The organism is Devosia sp., assembly GCF_036406155.1.
Lineage (GTDB): Bacteria > Pseudomonadota > Alphaproteobacteria > Rhizobiales > Devosiaceae > Devosia_A.
This window is the reverse complement of the sequence record NZ_DASWVV010000028.1, coordinates 22996-40719: the sequence shown is the minus strand read 5'-3', so window position 1 is coordinate 40719 and position 17724 is coordinate 22996. Positions and strand designations below refer to the sequence as shown.

General features: G+C 67.2%; 16 protein-coding genes and 1 tRNA gene. 12 read left to right on the top strand and 5 right to left on the bottom strand.

Going from position 1 to position 17724, the window contains the following annotated elements; translation table 11 throughout:
- From VGD93_RS01845 to VGD93_RS01815, 7 genes are all read left to right on the top strand, one after another.
- Positions 1 to 195 (top strand): SufD family Fe-S cluster assembly protein (locus tag VGD93_RS01845; RefSeq protein WP_395008614.1); only part of this gene is annotated, 195 nt, incomplete at its 5' end.
- Positions 196 to 278: 83 nt separating this feature from the next.
- Complete coding sequence (gene sufC / locus VGD93_RS01840; RefSeq protein WP_395008616.1) at positions 279 to 1028, top strand: Fe-S cluster assembly ATPase SufC; 750 nt, start codon at positions 279 to 281, stop codon at positions 1026 to 1028.
- 118 nt (positions 1029 to 1146) lie between these two features.
- Positions 1147 to 2355, top strand: a complete 1209-nt coding sequence (gene sufD / locus VGD93_RS01835) for a Fe-S cluster assembly protein SufD (protein ID WP_395008612.1) — start codon at positions 1147 to 1149, stop codon at positions 2353 to 2355.
- Between the two features lie 214 nt (positions 2356 to 2569).
- Positions 2570 to 3790, top strand: coding sequence for a cysteine desulfurase (locus tag VGD93_RS01830; protein ID WP_395008610.1), 1221 nt, complete (start codon positions 2570 to 2572; stop codon positions 3788 to 3790).
- Positions 3787 to 4191 carry an SUF system Fe-S cluster assembly protein gene (locus VGD93_RS01825; RefSeq protein ID WP_395008608.1) on the top strand — a complete coding sequence of 135 codons (405 nt, stop codon included), beginning with the start codon at positions 3787 to 3789 and terminating at the stop codon, positions 4189 to 4191. Before VGD93_RS01830 ends, VGD93_RS01825 begins: the two co-directional genes overlap by 4 nt.
- 52 nt (positions 4192 to 4243) lie before the next feature.
- Positions 4244 to 4630 (top strand): HesB/IscA family protein, encoded by a 387-nt coding sequence (locus VGD93_RS01820; protein ID WP_395008606.1) that lies wholly within the window; start codon positions 4244 to 4246, stop codon positions 4628 to 4630.
- A gap of 82 nt (positions 4631 to 4712) precedes the next feature.
- The gene (locus VGD93_RS01815; protein ID WP_395008604.1) at positions 4713 to 5969 is read left to right on the top strand and encodes a 3-phosphoshikimate 1-carboxyvinyltransferase; all 1257 of its coding nucleotides are present in this window, start codon (positions 4713 to 4715) and stop codon (positions 5967 to 5969) included.
- A gap of 4 nt (positions 5970 to 5973) precedes the next feature.
- Here the strand turns inward: VGD93_RS01815 and VGD93_RS01810 are convergent, their stop codons facing one another.
- The 3 genes from VGD93_RS01810 to parE all read right to left on the bottom strand — a co-directional run bounded on the left by VGD93_RS01810 (position 5974) and on the right by parE (position 10763).
- Complete coding sequence (locus VGD93_RS01810; RefSeq protein ID WP_395008602.1) at positions 5974 to 7023, bottom strand: GGDEF domain-containing protein; 1050 nt, start codon at positions 7021 to 7023, stop codon at positions 5974 to 5976.
- 133 nt (positions 7024 to 7156) lie between these two features.
- Positions 7157 to 8548, bottom strand: coding sequence for a DEAD/DEAH box helicase (locus VGD93_RS01805; RefSeq protein ID WP_395008600.1), 1392 nt, complete (start codon positions 8546 to 8548; stop codon positions 7157 to 7159).
- Positions 8549 to 8738: 190 nt separating this feature from the next.
- A complete protein-coding gene (gene parE, locus VGD93_RS01800) occupies positions 8739 to 10763 on the bottom strand; it encodes a DNA topoisomerase IV subunit B (RefSeq protein WP_395008598.1) in 2025 nt (674 codons plus the stop codon).
- A gap of 386 nt (positions 10764 to 11149) precedes the next feature.
- Between parE and VGD93_RS01795 the strand changes: the two genes are divergently transcribed.
- Both VGD93_RS01795 and VGD93_RS01790 read left to right on the top strand, forming a co-directional pair.
- The gene (locus VGD93_RS01795) at positions 11150 to 11575 is read left to right on the top strand and encodes a hypothetical protein (RefSeq protein ID WP_395008596.1); all 426 of its coding nucleotides are present in this window, start codon (positions 11150 to 11152) and stop codon (positions 11573 to 11575) included.
- A gap of 103 nt (positions 11576 to 11678) precedes the next feature.
- The gene (locus tag VGD93_RS01790) at positions 11679 to 12008 is read left to right on the top strand and encodes a hypothetical protein (RefSeq protein WP_395008594.1); all 330 of its coding nucleotides are present in this window, start codon (positions 11679 to 11681) and stop codon (positions 12006 to 12008) included.
- A gap of 403 nt (positions 12009 to 12411) precedes the next feature.
- On the opposite strand, the gene glnA is transcribed toward VGD93_RS01790, so the two are convergent.
- The gene (gene glnA, locus VGD93_RS01785; protein ID WP_395008592.1) at positions 12412 to 13821 is read right to left on the bottom strand and encodes a type I glutamate--ammonia ligase; all 1410 of its coding nucleotides are present in this window, start codon (positions 13819 to 13821) and stop codon (positions 12412 to 12414) included.
- Positions 13822 to 13869: 48 nt separating this feature from the next.
- On the bottom strand, positions 13870 to 14208 hold the full coding sequence (locus VGD93_RS01780) for a P-II family nitrogen regulator (protein WP_395008590.1): 339 nt from the start codon (positions 14206 to 14208) through the stop codon (positions 13870 to 13872).
- 381 nt (positions 14209 to 14589) lie between these two features.
- Between VGD93_RS01780 and VGD93_RS01775 the strand changes: the two genes are divergently transcribed.
- From VGD93_RS01775 to VGD93_RS01765, 3 genes are all read left to right on the top strand, one after another.
- Positions 14590 to 14674: transfer RNA gene (locus tag VGD93_RS01775), tRNA-Leu, on the top strand.
- A 71-nt stretch (positions 14675 to 14745) separates the two neighbouring features.
- Entirely contained in the window at positions 14746 to 16125 is a 1380-nt protein-coding gene (gene tig, locus VGD93_RS01770; protein ID WP_395008588.1) for a trigger factor, read from the top strand.
- A 78-nt stretch (positions 16126 to 16203) separates the two neighbouring features.
- On the top strand, positions 16204 to 17724 hold the full coding sequence (locus tag VGD93_RS01765) for an NAD(P)H-hydrate dehydratase (RefSeq protein WP_395008586.1): 1521 nt from the start codon (positions 16204 to 16206) through the stop codon (positions 17722 to 17724).

Below are 17724 nucleotides of genomic sequence, written 5' to 3'. Positions count from 1 at the left end.
GAGCACGAGGCGACGACCTCGAAGATCTCCGAGGACCAGCTCTTCTACTGCCGGCAGCGCGGGCTCGATCCCGAGGAGGCGACGGCGCTCATCGTCAACGGCTTCGTCAAGGACGTGCTGCAGACGCTGCCGATGGAGTTCGCGGTCGAAGCGCAGAAGCTCATCTCGGTGAGCCTGGAAGGCAGCGTCGGGTAGGCGCGCGCCTAGGAAAAGGCGGGGCTTCCCGTCAACATCGAGTTTGTACGCTAACAAGGCTGAGAAGAAGAATGACCACCGCAATGCTTGAAATCCGCGATCTGCGTGTCCGCATCGGCGAGCGCGAGATCCTCAAGGGCGTCAACCTGACCGTGCCCAAGGGGCAGGTCCATGCCGTCATGGGCCGCAACGGCTCGGGCAAGTCGACGCTGAGCTACGTGCTCGCCGGCAAGGAAGACTACGAGATCATCAGCGGCGAAGTCCTGCTCGACGGCCAGAACATCCTCGAGATGGATCCGTCGGAGCGCGCCACTGCCGGGCTGTTTCTCGCCTTCCAGTATCCGATCGAAATCCCCGGCGTCGCCACCATGACCTTCCTCAAGGCGGCGATGAACGCGCAGCGCAAGGCGAACGGCCTGGCCGAGCTGTCGACGCCCGATTTCATGCGCGAGGTGCGCGAAGCCGGCAAGACGCTGCAGATCGACTCCGAGATGCTCAAGCGCGCGCTCAATGTCGGCTTCTCGGGCGGCGAGAAGAAGCGGGCGGAAATCCTGCAGATGGCGCTGCTCAAGCCCAAGATGTGCATCCTCGACGAGACCGACAGCGGGCTCGACATCGACGCGCTGAAGATCGTGGCCGAAGGCGTCAATGCGCTGCGTGGCCCGGAGCGCTCGATGCTGGTCATCACCCACTACCAGCGCCTGTTGAACCATATCGTCCCCGACGTGGTGCACGTGTTCTCCGACGGCCGGATCGTCGAGAGCGGGGGCAAGGAACTGGCCCTCGAGCTCGAGGCCAAGGGCTACGCCGGCTTCGACGAAGCCGCCGCCTAGAGCCGCTGCCCGATGCCGTCGGCACCGCCGTTCCCGCGGCGGTGCCTGCCCTGGAAACGTCCCGCCCTGGCGGGGCAAGCCAACCGGCCCCAGCGACCGGTCTATTGAGGATGACGAAATGAATGTCCCTGTCCGGCTCGGCCCGGCCGAACTGAAGCTCATCGAGCAGCTCAATGCCGTCGGCGCCCGCGCCGAGGCCGAACGGCTGGGCGGCGCCGGGCTGCCGACCCGCCGGGTCGAGAGCTACCACTACACCGACCTCAAGATGCTGCTGCGCAACCTGCCCGACCTGGCCGAGACGCCGCAGGCGGCCAGCGCCCCGGCGTTGCGCGTGGCCGGCGCCTACCAGGTGATGATCGCCAACGGCAAGGTGCAGGACGCCGGCACCGCGCCGGCGGGGGTCATCGTGGGCAAGGCCGACGGCAGCGCCCTCAGCCAGCGCGACGACGTCCTCGTCCGGCTCAATTCGGCGCTGGCCAGGGAGAGCCTCGTGCTCACGCTCGAGGGGTCTGTGGACCCGGTCATCCAGATCGACCGGCGCACCGAGGGCGGGGCGGCCCATGCCGCAAGTTCGGCGCGCATCTTCGTCGCCGACGGCGGCAGCGCCACCATCCTCGAGACCTATTCGGGCAGCGAGGAGGCGCACGTCTCCAACCACGGCACCTACCTGGCGCTGGGCAAGGGGGCGAAGGTCACGCACATCACCGTCAATCTCGCGAGCGCCAAGGCAACGCATTTCGCCACCAACGAGTACCTGCTGGCGGACGGCGCGCAGCTGCGGACGCTGATCATCCACGCTGGCGCGGCGCTGAGCCGCACGCAACTGTTCCCCAACTTCGCCGGGCCGGGCGCCCATGCCGACCTAACCGGGCTCAACCTGGTCAATGACGGCCAGCACTCGGACATCACCATGGACGCCAACCACGCGGTTCCGCATACTTCGAGCACGCCGCTGTTCAAGGCGGTGGCGCGCGGGCGCTCCAAGGCCGTCTTCCAGGGCCGGCTGGTGGTGGCGCGCGACGCCCAGAAGACCGACGCCAAGCTGATGAGCCAGGGGCTGATGCTGTCGGACGAGGCGGAGATCCTGTCCAAGCCCGAACTCGAGATCTACGCCGACGACGTGGTGTGCGGGCACGGCTCGACCTGCGGGGCCATCGACGAGGAGTCGCTGTTCTATCTGGAGACGCGCGGCATTCCGCGCCCGGAGGCCGAAACCATGCTGGTCCGGGCGTTCCTGGCCGAATTGATCGACCCGATCGAGGACGAGGCGCTGCATGAGGCGCTGGAGGCGGTGATCGAGGACTGGCTGAAGGCGGAGTCTGAATGACGCCCTCGGCTTCCCCCCTCGCAACCTCCCCCGCAAGGGGGGAGGTGACGCTCAGTGCATCTGGCCCGGCTGGCGGCATCATGGCTTTTTCAACGCCCCCCTCCCCAACCCTCCCCGCAAGGGGGAGGGCGTACCTCAGTGGGTCTGGCGGGATAGGGCCACGGGAACTGGACGACACCTCCCCCCGTGCGGGGGAGGGTGGGAGGGGGGCGGAATGAGTTTCGACCTCGCCAAGGTTCGCGCCGATTTCCCGATCCTGGCCGAGCCGATCCACGGCCACCGGCTGGTCTATCTCGACTCCGGCGCCTCGGCCCAGAAGCCGGAGGCAGTGCTCGCCCGCATGGAGCACGCGCACCGGCACGAATATGCCAACGTGCATCGCGGCCTGCATACGCTCGCCAACCGCGCCACCGAAGCCTATGAGGGCGCGCGCGAGCGGGTGCGGCACTTCCTCAATGCCGGGCGCATCGACGAGATCGTGTTCACCAAGTCGGCGACGGAGGCGATCAACCTCGTCGCCGCCTCGTTTGCCGGCCCGCGCCTCGGGGAGGGCGACGAGATCGTCCTCACCATCATGGAGCATCACTCCAACATCGTTCCCTGGCACTTCCTGCGCGAACGGCAGGGCGCGGTGCTCAAATGGGTGGACGTACGCGACGACGGCAGCTTCGACCTCGACGCCTTCGAGGCGGCCCTGTCGCCGCGTACCCGCATGGTCGCCGTGACGCACATGTCTAACGTGCTGGGCACGGTGACGCCGATCGACAAGGTGGTCGAGATCGCCCATGCGAGGGGCATCCCGGTCCTGATCGACGGCAGCCAGGGCGCGGTGCACCGCAAGGTCGACGTGCAGGCGCTCGGTGTCGATTTCTACGTCTTCACCGGCCACAAGCTGTACGGCCCCACCGGTATCGGCGCACTCTACGGCAAGTACGAGCACCTCGCGCAGATGCGCCCCTACCAGGGCGGCGGCGAGATGATCGAGACGGTGACGATGGACGCGATCACCTACAACACGCCGCCGCACCGGTTCGAAGCGGGGACGCCGCCGATCGTGCCGGCGATCGGACTGGGCGCGGCCATCGACTATGTCGACGGGCTGGGGCGGGAGGCGGTCGCCGCGCACGAGACCGAAGTGACAGCCTATGCCAGCGAGCAGTTGGGCCGGATCAACGCGCTCAAGCTGCTCGGCACGGCACCGGGCAAGGGCGGCATCTTCTCCTTCGAGATCGCCGGGGCGCACGCCCACGACGTCTCCACCATCCTCGACCGCTACGGCATCGCCGTCAGGGCCGGTACCCATTGCGCCATGCCGCTGCTGACACGATTCGGCGTGACCTCTACCTGCCGGGCGTCGCTGGGCCTATATAGCGGCAAGGACGATATCGATGCGCTGGTGGAGGGCATCGCAAAAGCAAGGACGTTCTTCTCATGAGCGACGACACCACCCAGGAGACTGCAGCAGCTTCGGCCCCGGCCGATGGCGCGCGGATCACCCCGACGCACAGCGGCACCCTGCCGGAGGCCGAGGTCGAGCGCATCACGCAGGACCTGATCGGCGTGCTGAAGACCGTCTACGACCCGGAGATCCCGGTCGACATCTACGAACTGGGGCTGATCTACAAGGTCGACCTCGATGACGACCGCAACCTGAAGATCGAAATGACGCTGACGGCGCCCGGCTGCCCGGTGGCGGGCGAGATGCCCGGCTGGGTGGAAAACGCCGCGCGCTCGGTCGAGGGCATCCAGGATGTTACCGTCAACATGGTGTTCGATCCCCCCTGGGACCCCAGCCGCATGTCCGAGGAAGCGCAGATCGCGCTGAACTGGTGGTAAGTCGGGCCGGGTCGGTCTATATATCGGTGACCAACGATAGAGTGGTTGAAAGATGTCCGTGAAGATCATGAGCCTCACCGATGCCGCCGTCGCGCGCATCAACGAGATCATCGAGGAGAGCGGCAAGCCGGTCGTGGGCGTCCGCGTCGGCGTCAGGAACGCCGGCTGTGCCGGCATGGCCTACACGCTCGACTACGTGAGCGAGCCGGTGCCCGGCGACGACCACGTCGAGGAGAAGGGCGTCAACGTCTATATCGAGCCCAAGGCGACGCTGTTCCTGCTCGGTACGGTCATGGACCACGAGGAATCGATGCTGTCCGCGGGCTTCACCTTCAAGAACCCCAACCAGACCGGCGCCTGCGGCTGTGGCGACAGCGTGCAGCTGCAGCCGGCCGACCTCAAGGCGCTGGCCGAGGCAAGGGCGCACGCCCATCCCTGAGGCCCGCGCCCCGGCGGGCATGCCGCCGCCGCCCTTGTGTTTGTGACCGGGCCATGCCATCGCACAGCCCATGCACGCGCCAATGACATCGCTGACCATAACCCCGCCTGGGCATCCGCTCACCGGCTCGGTGACGCCGCCCGGCTCGAAATCCATTACCAACCGGGCGCTGCTCTTGGCGGCGCTGGCGAGGGGGACGAGCCGGCTGACGGGGGCGCTGAAGAGCAAGGACACGGCGCTGATGGCGACGGCGCTCCAGCAGATGGGCGTGGTTGTCGAGGAGCCGGATGCGACGAGTTTCGTCGTTACCTCCGACGGCACGTTCAAGGCGCCGGCCGGGCCGCTCATGCTGGGCAATGCCGGCACGGCGACGCGGTTCCTGACCGCCGCGGCGGCGCTGGTCGAGGGGCGGGTCGTGGTGGACGGCGACGAGGACATGCGTCGGCGTCCCATCGCGCCGCTGGTCGACGCCCTGCGCTCCCTGGGCATTGCGGCGACCACCGCGACCGGCTGCCCGCCCGTGGTGATCGAGGGCAGCGGCCGCTTCGGGCGCGGGCGCGTCGCCATCGACGGCGGCTTGTCCAGCCAGTATGTGTCGGCGTTGCTGATGGCAGCGGCCTTTGGCGACGGCCCCATCGAGGTAGCACTGACCGGGCGCGAGATCGGGGCGAGGGGCTATGTCGACCTCACCGTGGCCGCCATGCGCGCCTTCGGAGGGAAGGTGGAGCAGCTCGACGAACGGAGCTGGCGGGTCGAGCCGACGGGCTACCGCGCCACCGACTACCGCATCGAGCCGGACGCCTCGGCGGCGACCTACCTGTGGGCGGCCGCGGCGCTGACTGGAGGCAATATCGACCTCGGCGTGCCGATGTCAGCGTTCACCCAACCCGACGCCGCCGCAGCCAGGTTCATCCGGATGTTCCCCGACCTGCCGGCCGTGATCGACGGCGCGCAGATGCAGGACGCGGTGCCGACGCTGGCGGTGCTCGCCGCGTTCAACCGGACGCCGGTGCGCTTCGTTGGCATCGCCAATCTCAGGGTCGAGGAGTGCGACCGCGTGTCGGCGCTGTCGACCGAGCTCAACCGCATAAGGCCAGGGCTGGCGCGGGAGGAGGGCGACGACCTCGTGGTCGAGGCCGATCCGGGCCTCGCGGGACAGACTCTGCCCACCGCCATCGAGACCTACGCCGACCACCGCATTGCCATGAGCTTTGCGCTGGCGGGGCTCAGGATCGCCGGCATCACCATTCTCGACCCCGACTGCGTCGGCAAGACCTACCCAGGCTACTGGGACGCGCTGGCTTCGCTCGGCGTCGAATTCAAGCGGAACGGGGCGTGAGGCCTCAGGCGGCGGCAATCTCCTGGGGCTTGAGATCGCTCTCCGGCAGGACCCGGTTGCGGCCGCCGTTCTTGGCGGCGTAGAGGCAGCGGTCGGCGCGCTCGATCAGCGTCGAGGGCGTGTCGCCGGCGCGGAAGCTGGCAACCCCGAAGGAAGCAGTGATGCGCCCCAGCTTCTCGTTGGTCGAACGCTTCAGCAACTCCTTGGACTGGATAGCCTTGCGGATGTTGTCGGCGACGATGACGGCCCCCTCCAGATCCGTCTGCGGCAGGATGGCGGCGAATTCCTCGCCGCCGTAGCGGGCGGCGATGTCGCGCCCCTTGATGTTGGATTTCAGCGTCATGGCGACGAGCCGGAGCACCTGGTCGCCGGTCTGGTGGCCCCACGTGTCGTTGAAGCGCTTGAACTCGTCGATGTCGAGCAGGATCAGCGACAGCGGGCCGCCGCCGTCGGCGGCGCGGACGATGGCCTTGACCAGGCCCTCGTCGAAATACTTGCGGTTGAAGAGCTTGGTCAGCGGGTCGAGCATCGCCTCGCGCCGTACGTCGTCGAGGTCGCGCTGCAAGGCCGCGACGTCCTCCCGCGAGGCAACGAGCTTTTGCTCCAGCTTGTGGTTGGCGTCCTGCATGCGGCGCGTTTCGGCGAGCAGGCGCTGCGCCATCGCCTTCACCGCATCGGAATCCATCTCTCCGGAAAGCCCGGCGTCCGCGTGCTGCAGCACGCCGGAAAAGTCGCTCGCCGTGGCCAGTGCCGTGTCGATTGCCTGATGCACCGATTCGATGCGGGCGGACATGCGTTCGGAGACGCTGGAGATGCGTTCGGTCGCATCCTGCGCGCGCAGGAACTCGTTGTAGAGCCGCTCGGCAAGGTCGATGGTCGGATCGCCCTCGCGGAAGATGGCATTGATGCGCGCGTTCAACCCCGGATTGACGCCGGTCGCGTAGGTGTACAGCAATTCATAGAATTGCGGGTAGGGCGGTATCGTCGCCCGCTTGAGTAGATCAATCGCAGCGTTGGCATAGCCAAGCGCGCGTTTGAATTCCTGCTCTGACACGGCGCCCCCTCCCCGTCCGAGTGTACTATTGTCTCCGGTATCCAATTAATAGGTGGTTAAGGCGCGCCCTTCGGCACAATAAAACAAGGATAGAACCGGCTATATTGGCAATTGCCGGGCACGCTGGACGATGTCAGCCGGGCCGCGCCGGGCGCAGCAGGAAGGCCGGGATCGGGCCGTCGGTCCCGAACGGCGAGTCCTCGACGATCCCGATGTCGTCATCGTGCCGTGGCTTGGGCGCCTGTTGCGGCCTGGCTTTCGTCCGCGCCGGGCGCTGCTCTTCGGCCGCCGCTGCGGGTGCTTCGGCCGCCTCCTCGCGGGGGCGGCGCTCGCTGCGGGTGCGCGAGCGACGCTCGGTTCCGCCAGTCCCGGCCGGGGCGGGGTGCGTACCGCCGCCGTCGACCGACAGCTCGGGAATGTCCCGCTGGATCAACTTCACGATGGCGTCGATGTACTTCCCGTCGGCCGGCGTCGCCAAAGTAATCGACGTGCCGGCGCGCCCGGCGCGCCCGGTGCGGCCGATGCGGTGCACATAGTCCTCCGCGTGGGTCGGGGCGTCGAAGTTGAAGACGTGGCTCACCGCCGGAATGTCGAGCCCGCGTGCGGCAACGTCGCTGGCCACCAGCAGCGTGAGCTTGTCGGACTTGAACGCATCGAGCGTCTCCATCCGGCTCTTCTGGTCCATATCGCCGTGCAGCGCGCCGGCCCGGAAGCCATGGCGCTGCAGCGAGCGCGCGAGCGTGGCGACGTCGCGCTTGCGGTTGCAGAAGATGATGGCGTTGGTCAGCGAGTCCTGGCTGCGGATCAGCTGGCGCAGCACGGCGCGCTTTTCATCCGGCTTGTTGGACACTCGCACCAGCTTCTGGTCGATCGTCTCGGCCGTGGAACTGCGACGCGCCACCTCGATGCGGACGGGATCGCGCAGGAAGCGGCTGGTGAGCTTCTGGATCTCGGGCGGCATGGTGGCGGAGAAGAACAGCGTCTGCCGGCGCGCAGGCAACAGCGAACAGATGCGTTCGATATCCGGGATGAATCCCATGTCCAGCATGCGGTCGGCCTCGTCGATGACGAGGATGTCCACTCCGGAGAGCAGGATGCGGCCGCGCTCGAACTGGTCGAGCATCCGGCCCGGCGTGGCGATCAGCACGTCGGCGCCCCGGTCGAGGATCTTGTTCTGCTCGTCGAAGGACACACCGCCGATGAGCAGCGCGACGCTCAGCTTGTGGTTCTTGCCGTATTTCTCGAAATTCTCGTGTACTTGGGCCGCCAGCTCGCGCGTCGGCTCGAGGATCAGCGTGCGCGGCATGCGCGCCCGCGCCCGGCCGCTTTCGAGAAGCGTGAGCATGGGCAGCACGAAAGAGGCCGTTTTCCCCGTGCCGGTCTGCGCAATGCCGATGATGTCCTTCTTTTCAAGGACATGGGGGATGGCCTGGGCCTGTATTTCGGTGGGCTTGGTGTATCCGGCGGCCGCAACCGCGTCGATCACCTTTGCGCTGAGGCCAAGCCCGGAGAAGTCATTGGTCAAATCTTTTAGTCCACTCAGGTTACGTGGCGGGAAGTCGCCGGGCTGCTCATCTGGCCGCAAGTCTGGGAGTGGTCCGTGACGGGGCGGAACATAGAGGAAACACCTTCCGAGTCAACGGGTTTCCCGCCGGCAGGCCGAATGCGGCGCCATCGGCCGGAAAATCGCCGGCCAGCATGGCCCGGCAACGATATCAAACGTCGAGGCCGGTGACGAATTCGGCGTTCGCCTGAATGAACTCGAAACGCGCCTCGGGCCGGTTGCCCATGAGCCGGTCGACGCTCGACATCGTGTCGGCGCGGTCCTGCAGGACACGGACCTGGAGCAGGGTCCTCGTCCTCGGATCCATGGTGGTTTCACGCAGATGCGCGTGCGGCATCTCGCCGAGACCCTTGAAGCGGGTGATGTCGACCTTGCCCTTGCCGGTGAACTCCGTGGCGAGGAGCGCGTCCTTGTGGGCGTCGTCCATGGCATAAAGGGTCTTGGCGCCCTGGCTGATGCGGTAGAGCGGCGGCTGGGCGAGATAGAGGTGGCCGGCGTCGATCAGCTTCGGCATTTCCTGGAAGAAGAAGGTCATCAACAGCGAGGCGATGTGCGCGCCGTCGACGTCGGCGTCTGTCATCAGGATGATCTTGTCGTAGCGCAGATCCTCCGCGCGGTAGCGGTCGCGGGTGCCGCAGCCCAGGGCCTGGATGAGGTCGGCGATGGCCTGGCTCGACTGCACCTTGTCGCGGCTGGCACCGGCGACGTTGAGGATCTTGCCGCGCAGCGGCAGCACTGCCTGGCTGGCCCGGTTGCGCGCCTGCTTGGCGCTGCCGCCGGCGGAATCCCCTTCGACGATGAAGATCTCGGCGCCATCCCGGGCCGTCTGCGAGCAATCGGCCAGCTTGCCGGGAAGCCTGAGCTTGCGGGTCGCGCTCGCCCGGTCGACTTCCTTCTCCTTGCGGCGCTGCAGGCGGTCCTCGGCGCGCTCGATGGCCCAGTCGAGAAGCTTGCCCGCCTGGTTGGGCGAGGCGGCGAGCCAGTGGTCGAAGGCGTCGCGCAGCGCCGTGTCGACGATGCGGGTCGCCTCTGGCGAGGACAGCCTGCCCTTGGTCTGGCCGACGAACTCGGGCTCACGCACGAACACCGACAGCATGGCGCTGCACGAGCCGAGCACGTCATCGGCGGTCAGCGCCGAGGCGCGCTTGTTGCCGGTGAGGTCGGCATAGTTGCGCAGGCCGCGGAGCAGGGCGGTGCGCAGGCCCTGCTCGTGCGTGCCGCCGTCGGGGGTGGGGACGGTGTTGCAGTACGAGGTGACGAAGCCGTCGCCCACGCACCAGGCGATGGCCCATTCGGTGGCGCCGTGGGCGCCCGGCTTGCCCGAACGGCCCGAGAAAATCTCCTCGACGACCCGTGTCTCGCCCTCGATGCGTGAAGCGAGGAAGTCGCGCAGGCCGCCCGGGAAGTGGAACGTCGCCTTGGTCGGGACCTCGTCGGTGGCGTGCACCTCGTCGCAGGACCAGCGCAACTCGACCCCGCCGAACAGATAGGCCTTGGCGCGGGTCATCCGGAACAGCCGGGCCGGGGAGAACTCGGCCTTGCCGCCGAAAATCTCGGGATCGGGGTGGAAACGCTGCGTGGTACCGCGGCGGTTCTGCACCTTGCCGACCACTTCGACCCCGCCCAGCGGCTTGCCACGGCTGAAGCTCTGGCGATAGAGGACCTGGTCGCGGGCCACCTCGGTGACGAGGGAGTCGGAGAGTGCGTTCACCACCGAGACGCCCACGCCATGCAGCCCGCCCGACGTCTCGTAGGCCTTGGAATCGAACTTGCCGCCGGCGTGCAGCGTGGTCATGACGATTTCGAGGGTGGAACGGCCCGGGAAGCGGGGATGGTTCTCGACCGGGATGCCGCGGCCGTTGTCGGTCACCGTCAGGTAGCCGTCGGCGGAATAATGCACCTCGATGCGGTTGGCATGACCCGCGATCGCCTCGTCCATCGAGTTGTCCAGCACTTCGGCGAACAGATGGTGCAGCGCATTGGAGTCGGTGCCGCCGATATACATGCCGGGCCGGCGACGAACCGGCTCGAGGCCTTCGAGGACCTCGATGTCGGCGGCCGAATAGGATGGCTGGGCTGCCGCGTCGGCCGGGCTCTCGTCGAGCCTGCCCTTGCTTCTGGGCGCGCTGGTGGCCCGGGCCGAGGTGGTGTCGCCGAAGAGATCGTCAGTCGCCATTGGTATCCTGTCACCCGCCGAATCGGGTTGCGTGCAAGCACTAGCATAATCGCGAAGCCGCGTGGTCGCGGCGCATTTGCGCCCGAGGAGCGGGCAAATCAAGGGCCTGAACGCCGGCTGAACATGCGGTTCGGAGCCGGTTCAACGCGGATCGGGCAGAGGCGGGGCGAGACTGCCGGGCGCGCCGCGCCGGATCAGTAGGCAGCATCCGGCCCGGGTCCCGGCAGTCTCGCCCGGCAACCATCTTTGTCGCGACCCGTCGCGGGTGTTGGCTCCCCAACATGAACCGCAGATGAACGGGCAGTTCCGCATGCGTTCACGGGGGAACCTTTAGGGAGCAAGCACGCTTCTAATCCGGCGGCGCAAGAAGACCCAAGGAGACTTCCATGACCCAGATCCTGTCAAAGCTGAAAAAGAGCGGCAAGGCCGCCGCGCTGGCCCTCGCGCTCGGCACCGCCGCCATGTCCGCCGTGCCCACGCCGGTGCTGGCGCAATCGGCGCCGTCGTTCGATTTCCGGCTCGACCTCGGCGGCAATGACCGCGGCCTGACCCTGCGTTTCGGCAACGACGATCGCCGCGTCCGGCACTGCCTGACCAACGCCGAGGTCCGTCGCGGCCTGCGCGTACATGGCTTCCGCAACATCGACATCGTGCGCGAGCGCAACCGCAACCGCGTCGAGGTGGTGGCGTCCTACGGCAACCGCTGGTACCGCCTGGTCGTCAACAAGTGCACCGGCCGCGTTCAGGTCCTCGAGCGCATTCGCCGCGGCGTTCCGGGCGGCTTCGGCCTGCAGTTCAACTTCGGCATGTGACCCGACCCGGTCGGCAAGCGCCTCCACTTGCCGCGCGTCCCGGCCCCGAGCACCGTCTCGGGCCGGGTCGTCCTGTTCCCTTGGGGATGAAAGGAGTCCGACCATGGCAGGGCAGAAACACAAGGCCTGGCTGCTCGCGCTGACGGCGGCGCTGTTCCTCGGGGCCATGCCGCAGGCGGCCCAGGCGCAGGGCTTCGTGTTCGGCTTCGGCCCCGAAGGCCATTTCCGCCGGCTGCCGCCGCGGCTGTGCATCATGACCGACAGCCAGATCCGGCAAGCGGTGCGCCAGCGGGGCTATCACGACATCTACCTCAACGTCGCCATCGACAACCGCATCCAGGTCCGCGCCACGCGCGGGGAGTGGGTCTACCTGCTTCGGGTCAGCACCTGTACCGGGCGCATCCTCGAGCGGGAACGGCTGCGGCCGAGCTGAACGGGCGGCAGCCAGAGTGCCCGCGGCCGCTCCGTTTTGGGGCGGCCGGTTTACACATCGTTTGCTTCTCGGAAGCACTTTCTTAAGCCGGCGCTGCTAGAAGACATTCATACGGTCGTTGTTTGGAGTAGCCGTATGCGCGACTTGCCGGCCAACAGTATTGCGTCCAGCCCGGCAAAATTGTCGCAAGTCCTGAAGTATTGGTGGCTGCAGGCCGGGTTTCCAAGTTCTGCGTACCGGCTTGCCCATCTCACCCTGCCGCGCCCTGTGGCCGGGCTTCTGCTTCTCGCCATATTCTACCTGGCCTGACCACCGCCGCGTCCCGCACGCGCCGGGCAGCGCTGGTTTCGCCGTGGGCGCGAAGGGGCGCGCGGCCCCTTCGCTCGGTTGTGGCGCCCACCCGTCAGGCGGAGTAGTACATCTCGTACTCGACCGGGTGCGGGGTGTGCTCGAACTTGATGACCTCGGTCATCTTGAGGTCGATATAGCTGTCGATCTGGTCGTCGTCGAACACGCCGCCCGCCTTGAGGAAGGCGCGGTCCTTGTCGAGATTTTCCAGCGCCTCGCGCAGCGACGCCGACACGGTCGGGATCTGCTTCAGTTCCTCGGCCGGCAATTCGTACAGGTCCTTGTCCATCGGATCGCCGGGGTGGATCTTGTTCTTGATGCCGTCGACGCCTGCCATCAGCATCGCCGCGAAGGCGAGGTAGGGGTTGGCGAGCGGATCGGGGAAGCGGACCTCGATGCGCTTGGCCTTGGGCGACTGGCCGAACGGGATACGGCAGGACGCCGAGCGGTTGCGGGCGGAATAGGCCAGCAGCACCGGAGCCTCGAAGCCGGGGACCAGGCGCTTGTAGCTGTTGGTCGTCGGGTTGGAGAAGGCGTTGATGGCCTTGGCGTGCTTGATGATGCCGCCGATGTAATAGAGGGCCTCCATGGACAGGCCCGCATACTGGTCGCCGGCGAACAGCGGCTTGCCGTCCTTCCAGATCGACTGGTGGCAGTGCATGCCCGAGCCGTTGTCGCCGTAGACGGGCTTGGGCATGAAGGTCACGGTCTTGCCGTAAGCGTTGGCGACCTGCTGAATGACGTATTTGTAGATCTGCACGTCGTCGGCCGACTTGATGATCGGGGCGAACTTGATGCCGAGCTCGTGCTGGGCCGAGGCCACCTCGTGATGGTGCTTCTCGACCACGACGCCCATCGCGGCCATGGCCGCCAGCATCTCGCCGCGCATGTCCTGGGCGCTGTCCAGCGGCGGCACCGGGAAGTAGCCCTTCTTGAGCCCGATATGGTGGCCGGTATTGCCGGACTCGTATTCGGTGTCGTTGTTGATCGGCAGTTCGGAGTGGTTCACCGCGAAGCCGACCTTGTAGGGCGTGTTGGAATAGCGCACGTCGTCGAAGATGAAGAATTCGGGCTCTGGGCCGAAATAGACGGAGTCTCCGAGGCCAAGCTCCTTCACGTATTTTTCGGCCTTCTTGGCCGTGGTGCGCGGGTCGCGGCTGTAGGGCTGGTAGGTCAGCGGCTCGAGGATGTCGCAGTTGATGGCGAGGGTGGAGGCGCTGAAGAACGGGTCCATATAGGACGAGTCCGGATCGGGCATCAGCACCATGTCGCTCTCGTTGATGGCCTTCCAGCCGGCAATCGAGGAGCCGTCGAACATTGTCCCCTCTTCGAAGAGGTCGTCATCGACGACGCTGGCGTCGAGCGTCACGTGCTGCAGCTTGCCGCGCGGGTCAGTGAAGCGCAGGTCGACATACTTGATGTCCTCTTCCTTGATCTTCTTGAGGATATCGCTTCCGGTGGTCATCTGGTTCCCCTGTTGAAAACTGTGTGGTGTGTGGCGGCGGGCGCGGCGCTAGAGCGCGGCGTCGCCGGATTCGCCGGTGCGGATGCGGATGGCCTGCTCGATCGAGTAGACGAAGATCTTGCCGTCGCCGATGCGGCCGGTCTGCGCCGCGGTGCGGATCGCCTCGATGGCCTTCTCGGCCAGATCGTCGGGGCAGACCACCTCGACCTTCACCTTGGGCAGGAAGTCGACGACGTATTCGGCCCCGCGGTATAGCTCGGTATGTCCCTTTTGCCGGCCGAAGCCCTTGGCTTCCGTCACCGTGATGCCCTGCAGGCCGACCTCCTGCAGCGCTTCCTTGACTTCGTCGAGCTTGAACGGCTTCACGATAGCCTCGATCTTCTTCATATGGCCTCCAAACCGGCGCTGCGGGCCGAACCCCAGCATCCTGTCATTTCCGTTGGGACGCGACCGCGTCCTTCGCCGCAGCGGGCGTCGCAAACGTGGATGCAGGCGGCGTGCCACCCGGAGAGCCGGGCGGAAACGATCAACAGAATAAAGACTTGCGTGGCGGAGTTCATGAACATGATGATGTCGCACCCAGGCGGGCTGCCCAAATCATAGGCAGACTGGCGCGACAATGACCTGTAGGCGGTCCACGTTGCCCCGTGCCTGCTGCGCGAATGGGCGCGGGCCCGCGGCCGCCGCTCCGGCCGGGCGGCCAACAAGGCTTTGACTGCCTCCTCAACATGCGTTAGATGCACGCGACCCGGCCGACGGGACGCCTTTGCGGGTGTGGCGGAACTGGTAGACGCACTGGATTTAGGTTCCAGCGCCGCAAGGCGTGGAGGTTCGAGCCCTCTCACCCGCACCAGCCAGAGGATCACCAGCAGCGGCGGGGAGTGGACCCAGGCCAACGAGACAGTTCAAACACGGGATACCCCAATGCAGGTCACCGAAACCCTCAACGAGGGCCTCAAGCGCAAACTCGCCGTGGTCATCCCGGCCAAGGACCTCAACGAGCGGCTCGACGCCAAGCTCGACGAACTCAAGGGGCAGGCGAACCTCAAGGGCTTCCGCCCCGGCAAGGTGCCGGTCGCCCACCTCAAGCGGATCTATGGCCGCTCGGCCATGTCTGAAGTGATGACCGACGCGATCAATTCGTCCGTCACCAGGACGCTGGAGGAGCGCGCCGAGCGCGCCGCCGCGCAGCCCAAGGTCGACCTGACCGAAGACCAGGCGGAGATCAACCGCGTGCTGCAGGGCGAGGCCGACCTAGCGTTCGACGTCAGCTACGAGGTGCTGCCCCCGGTCACCCTGATGGACTTCTCCACCATCAAGATCGAAAAGCCGGTGGTCGAGGTCGCCGAGGACGAGGTAGATGCCGAGGTCAAGCGGGTGTTCCTGCAGAACCGCGGTTACGAGGACAAGGGCGATGACGGCGTCGTCGCCGACGGCGACCGGCTGGGGCTCTCCTTCACCGGCAAGATCAAGGGCAAGCCGTTCGAGGGCGGCAGCGCCGACCATGCGCACGTGACGGTCGGCTCGGGTGAGTTCATCCCCGGCTTCGAAGAGCAGCTCATCGGCATGAAGAAGGGCGAGACCCGGGAGATCGAGGTCACCTTCCCGAAGGACTACGGCAAGGAAGAACTGGCGGGCGAGAAGGCCACTTTCGAGGTCACCATCCTGCACGTCGACGGCCCCAAGGCCGGCGAACTGGACGACGAGTTCGCCCAGAAACTGGGCCTCGAGAACGTCGCCGCGCTGCGCGATGCGGTCCGCGAGCAGATGGTGGCGGCGCTCGCCCAGATGAGCCGGCAGGCGGTCAAACGGCAGATCCTCGACGCCCTCGACGACAACCACAAGTTCGACGTGCCCGAGCAGCTGGTCGAGGCCGAGTTCAACACCATCTGGGAGCGCGTGAAGCACGAAGTCGAGCATCACGGCCGCACCTTCGAGGACGAGGGCACGACCGAAGAGGAAGCGCGCGAGCAGTATCGCAAGATCGCCGAGCGTCGCGTCCGCCTCGGGCTCGTCGTCGCCGAGGTCGGCAACATCAACAAGATCGAAGTGACCGACGAGGAGCACCAGCAGGCGCTGATCGCCGAGGTGCGGCGCTTCCCGGGCCAGGAGCAGCAGGTCTACGACTACTATCGCAAGAACCCGCAGGCGCTGGCCTCGTTGCGCGCCCCGGTGTTCGAGAACAAGGTGGTGGACTTCGTCACCGAACTGGCCAAGTCGACCGACAAGCCCATGACGCGCGCCGAGCTCGCCAAGATCATCGCGGCGGACGACGACGAGGTTCCGGAAGAGCATCACCACTAGGCGCTGCCGGAGTGGAATCAGGAGGGCCGCCGCTGCGCGGCCCTTTTTGTTTCCGCAGGGCGGCGTTAGGCTGCATGCATGACAGGATCGAACGGCGCCGAACTGCTGACGCCCGCCGAGATGGCCCGCGCCGACGCCCTTGCGGTTGCGGCTGGGGTCGCCTCGCGCACGCTCATGGAGAATGCGGGGCGGGCGGTGGCCGACGCGATCGGCGGCCGCTACGGCCCGTGCGCCACGCTGGTGCTGTGCGGTCCGGGCAATAACGGCGGCGACGGCTTCGTCGTGGCGCGGCTGCTCAAGGAACGCGGCTGGCCGGTCCGCGTCGCGCTGTTCGGCGAGCGCGGCAAGCTCAAGGGGGACGCCGCCTTCCATGCCGGCCTGTGGAAGGGCGACGTCGAACGCGCCGGACCGGCGGCGCTGGCCGGTGCCGAACTGCTCGTCGACGCCTTGCTCGGGGCCGGCCTCGACCGCGATCTTGGCGGGGATCTGGCGGCACTGGTCGAGGCCATCAATGCGGGCGGCCGCCCGGTGGTGGCGGTCGACGTGCCGAGTGGCGTCGACGGGGCCAGCGGCACCGTGCGCGGCGCCTCCCCGCGGGCGGCGCTGACCGTCACCTTCTTCCGCAAGAAGCCCGGACACCTGCTGTATCCGGGCCGGGCGCGATGCGGGGAACTGGTACTGGCCGACATCGGCATTCCGGAACGCGCACTCGCGGAGATCGAAGTCCGGACGTTCGAAAACCGTCCGTCCCTGTGGACCTTGCCGCGGCCGCAGCCGGAGGGGCACAAATACAGCCGCGGCCACTGCATCGTGGTCTCGGGCGGGCCCTTGCAGACCGGCGCCAGCCGGCTCGCCGCGACCGCCGCCCTGCGCAGCGGGGCCGGGCTGGTGACGCTGGTGGGGGCACACAACGCCCTTCTCATCCAGGCACCGCACGTCACCTCGATCATGCTCAAGCCCATCGACGGCATCGCCGGGCTGGCCCTGCTGCTGGAGGACCGGCGCATCACGGCGGCGGTCATCGGCCCGGCAGCGGGCGTCGACGAACGGACCCGCGCCAATGTCCTGGCGCTCCTCGCCAGCGACGCGGCGGCCGTGCTGGATGCCGACGCGCTTACCGTCTTCAAGGACGATCCCGACGCGCTGTTCGGCGCCATTGCGGCGCGGCCGAACCGCCCGGTGGTGCTGACGCCGCACGAGGGCGAATTCGTGCGCCTGTTCGGGCCGCTCGCCGGCTCCAAGCTGGAGCGGGCCCGCGCCGGCGCCCACCGCTCGGGCGCGGTGGTGATCATCAAGGGCGGCGACACGGTGGTGGCGGCCCCCGACGGCCGGGCGGCGATCAATGCCAATGCGCCGGCCAGCCTGGCGACCGCGGGAGCCGGCGATGTGCTGGCGGGGATCATCGGCGGGTTGCTGGCGCAGGGGATGCAAGGTTTTCCGGCCGCCGCGGCCGGGGTGTGGATCCACGCCGAGTGCGCCAACCGCTTCGGTGGGCCGGGGCTGATCGCCGAGGACTTGCCGAATCTGCTGCCGCAGGTGCTTCATGACCTGCCGCCGGCCGGGAGCCCTCGCGAAACGGCGGTCGCTCCGGGGGAATAG

What these genes read in the sequence shown, in the direction of transcription:
- sufC (WP_395008616.1), top strand. Translation starts at nt 279, where the DNA reads ATGCTTGAAATCCGCGATCTGCGTGTCCGCATCGGCGAGCGCGAGATC.
- sufD (WP_395008612.1), top strand. Translation starts at nt 1,147, where the DNA reads ATGAATGTCCCTGTCCGGCTCGGCCCGGCCGAACTGAAGCTCATCGAG.
- VGD93_RS01830 (WP_395008610.1), top strand. Translation starts at nt 2,570, where the DNA reads ATGAGTTTCGACCTCGCCAAGGTTCGCGCCGATTTCCCGATCCTGGCC.
- VGD93_RS01825 (WP_395008608.1), top strand. Translation starts at nt 3,787, where the DNA reads ATGAGCGACGACACCACCCAGGAGACTGCAGCAGCTTCGGCCCCGGCC.
- VGD93_RS01820 (WP_395008606.1), top strand. Translation starts at nt 4,244, where the DNA reads ATGTCCGTGAAGATCATGAGCCTCACCGATGCCGCCGTCGCGCGCATC.
- VGD93_RS01815 (WP_395008604.1), top strand. Translation starts at nt 4,713, where the DNA reads ATGACATCGCTGACCATAACCCCGCCTGGGCATCCGCTCACCGGCTCG.
- parE (WP_395008598.1), bottom strand. Translation starts at nt 10,763, where the DNA reads ATGGCGACTGACGATCTCTTCGGCGACACCACCTCGGCCCGGGCCACC.
- VGD93_RS01795 (WP_395008596.1), top strand. Translation starts at nt 11,150, where the DNA reads ATGACCCAGATCCTGTCAAAGCTGAAAAAGAGCGGCAAGGCCGCCGCG.
- VGD93_RS01790 (WP_395008594.1), top strand. Translation starts at nt 11,679, where the DNA reads ATGGCAGGGCAGAAACACAAGGCCTGGCTGCTCGCGCTGACGGCGGCG.
- glnA (WP_395008592.1), bottom strand. Translation starts at nt 13,821, where the DNA reads ATGACCACCGGAAGCGATATCCTCAAGAAGATCAAGGAAGAGGACATC.
- VGD93_RS01780 (WP_395008590.1), bottom strand. Translation starts at nt 14,208, where the DNA reads ATGAAGAAGATCGAGGCTATCGTGAAGCCGTTCAAGCTCGACGAAGTC.
- tig (WP_395008588.1), top strand. Translation starts at nt 14,746, where the DNA reads ATGCAGGTCACCGAAACCCTCAACGAGGGCCTCAAGCGCAAACTCGCC.
- VGD93_RS01765 (WP_395008586.1), top strand. Translation starts at nt 16,204, where the DNA reads ATGACAGGATCGAACGGCGCCGAACTGCTGACGCCCGCCGAGATGGCC.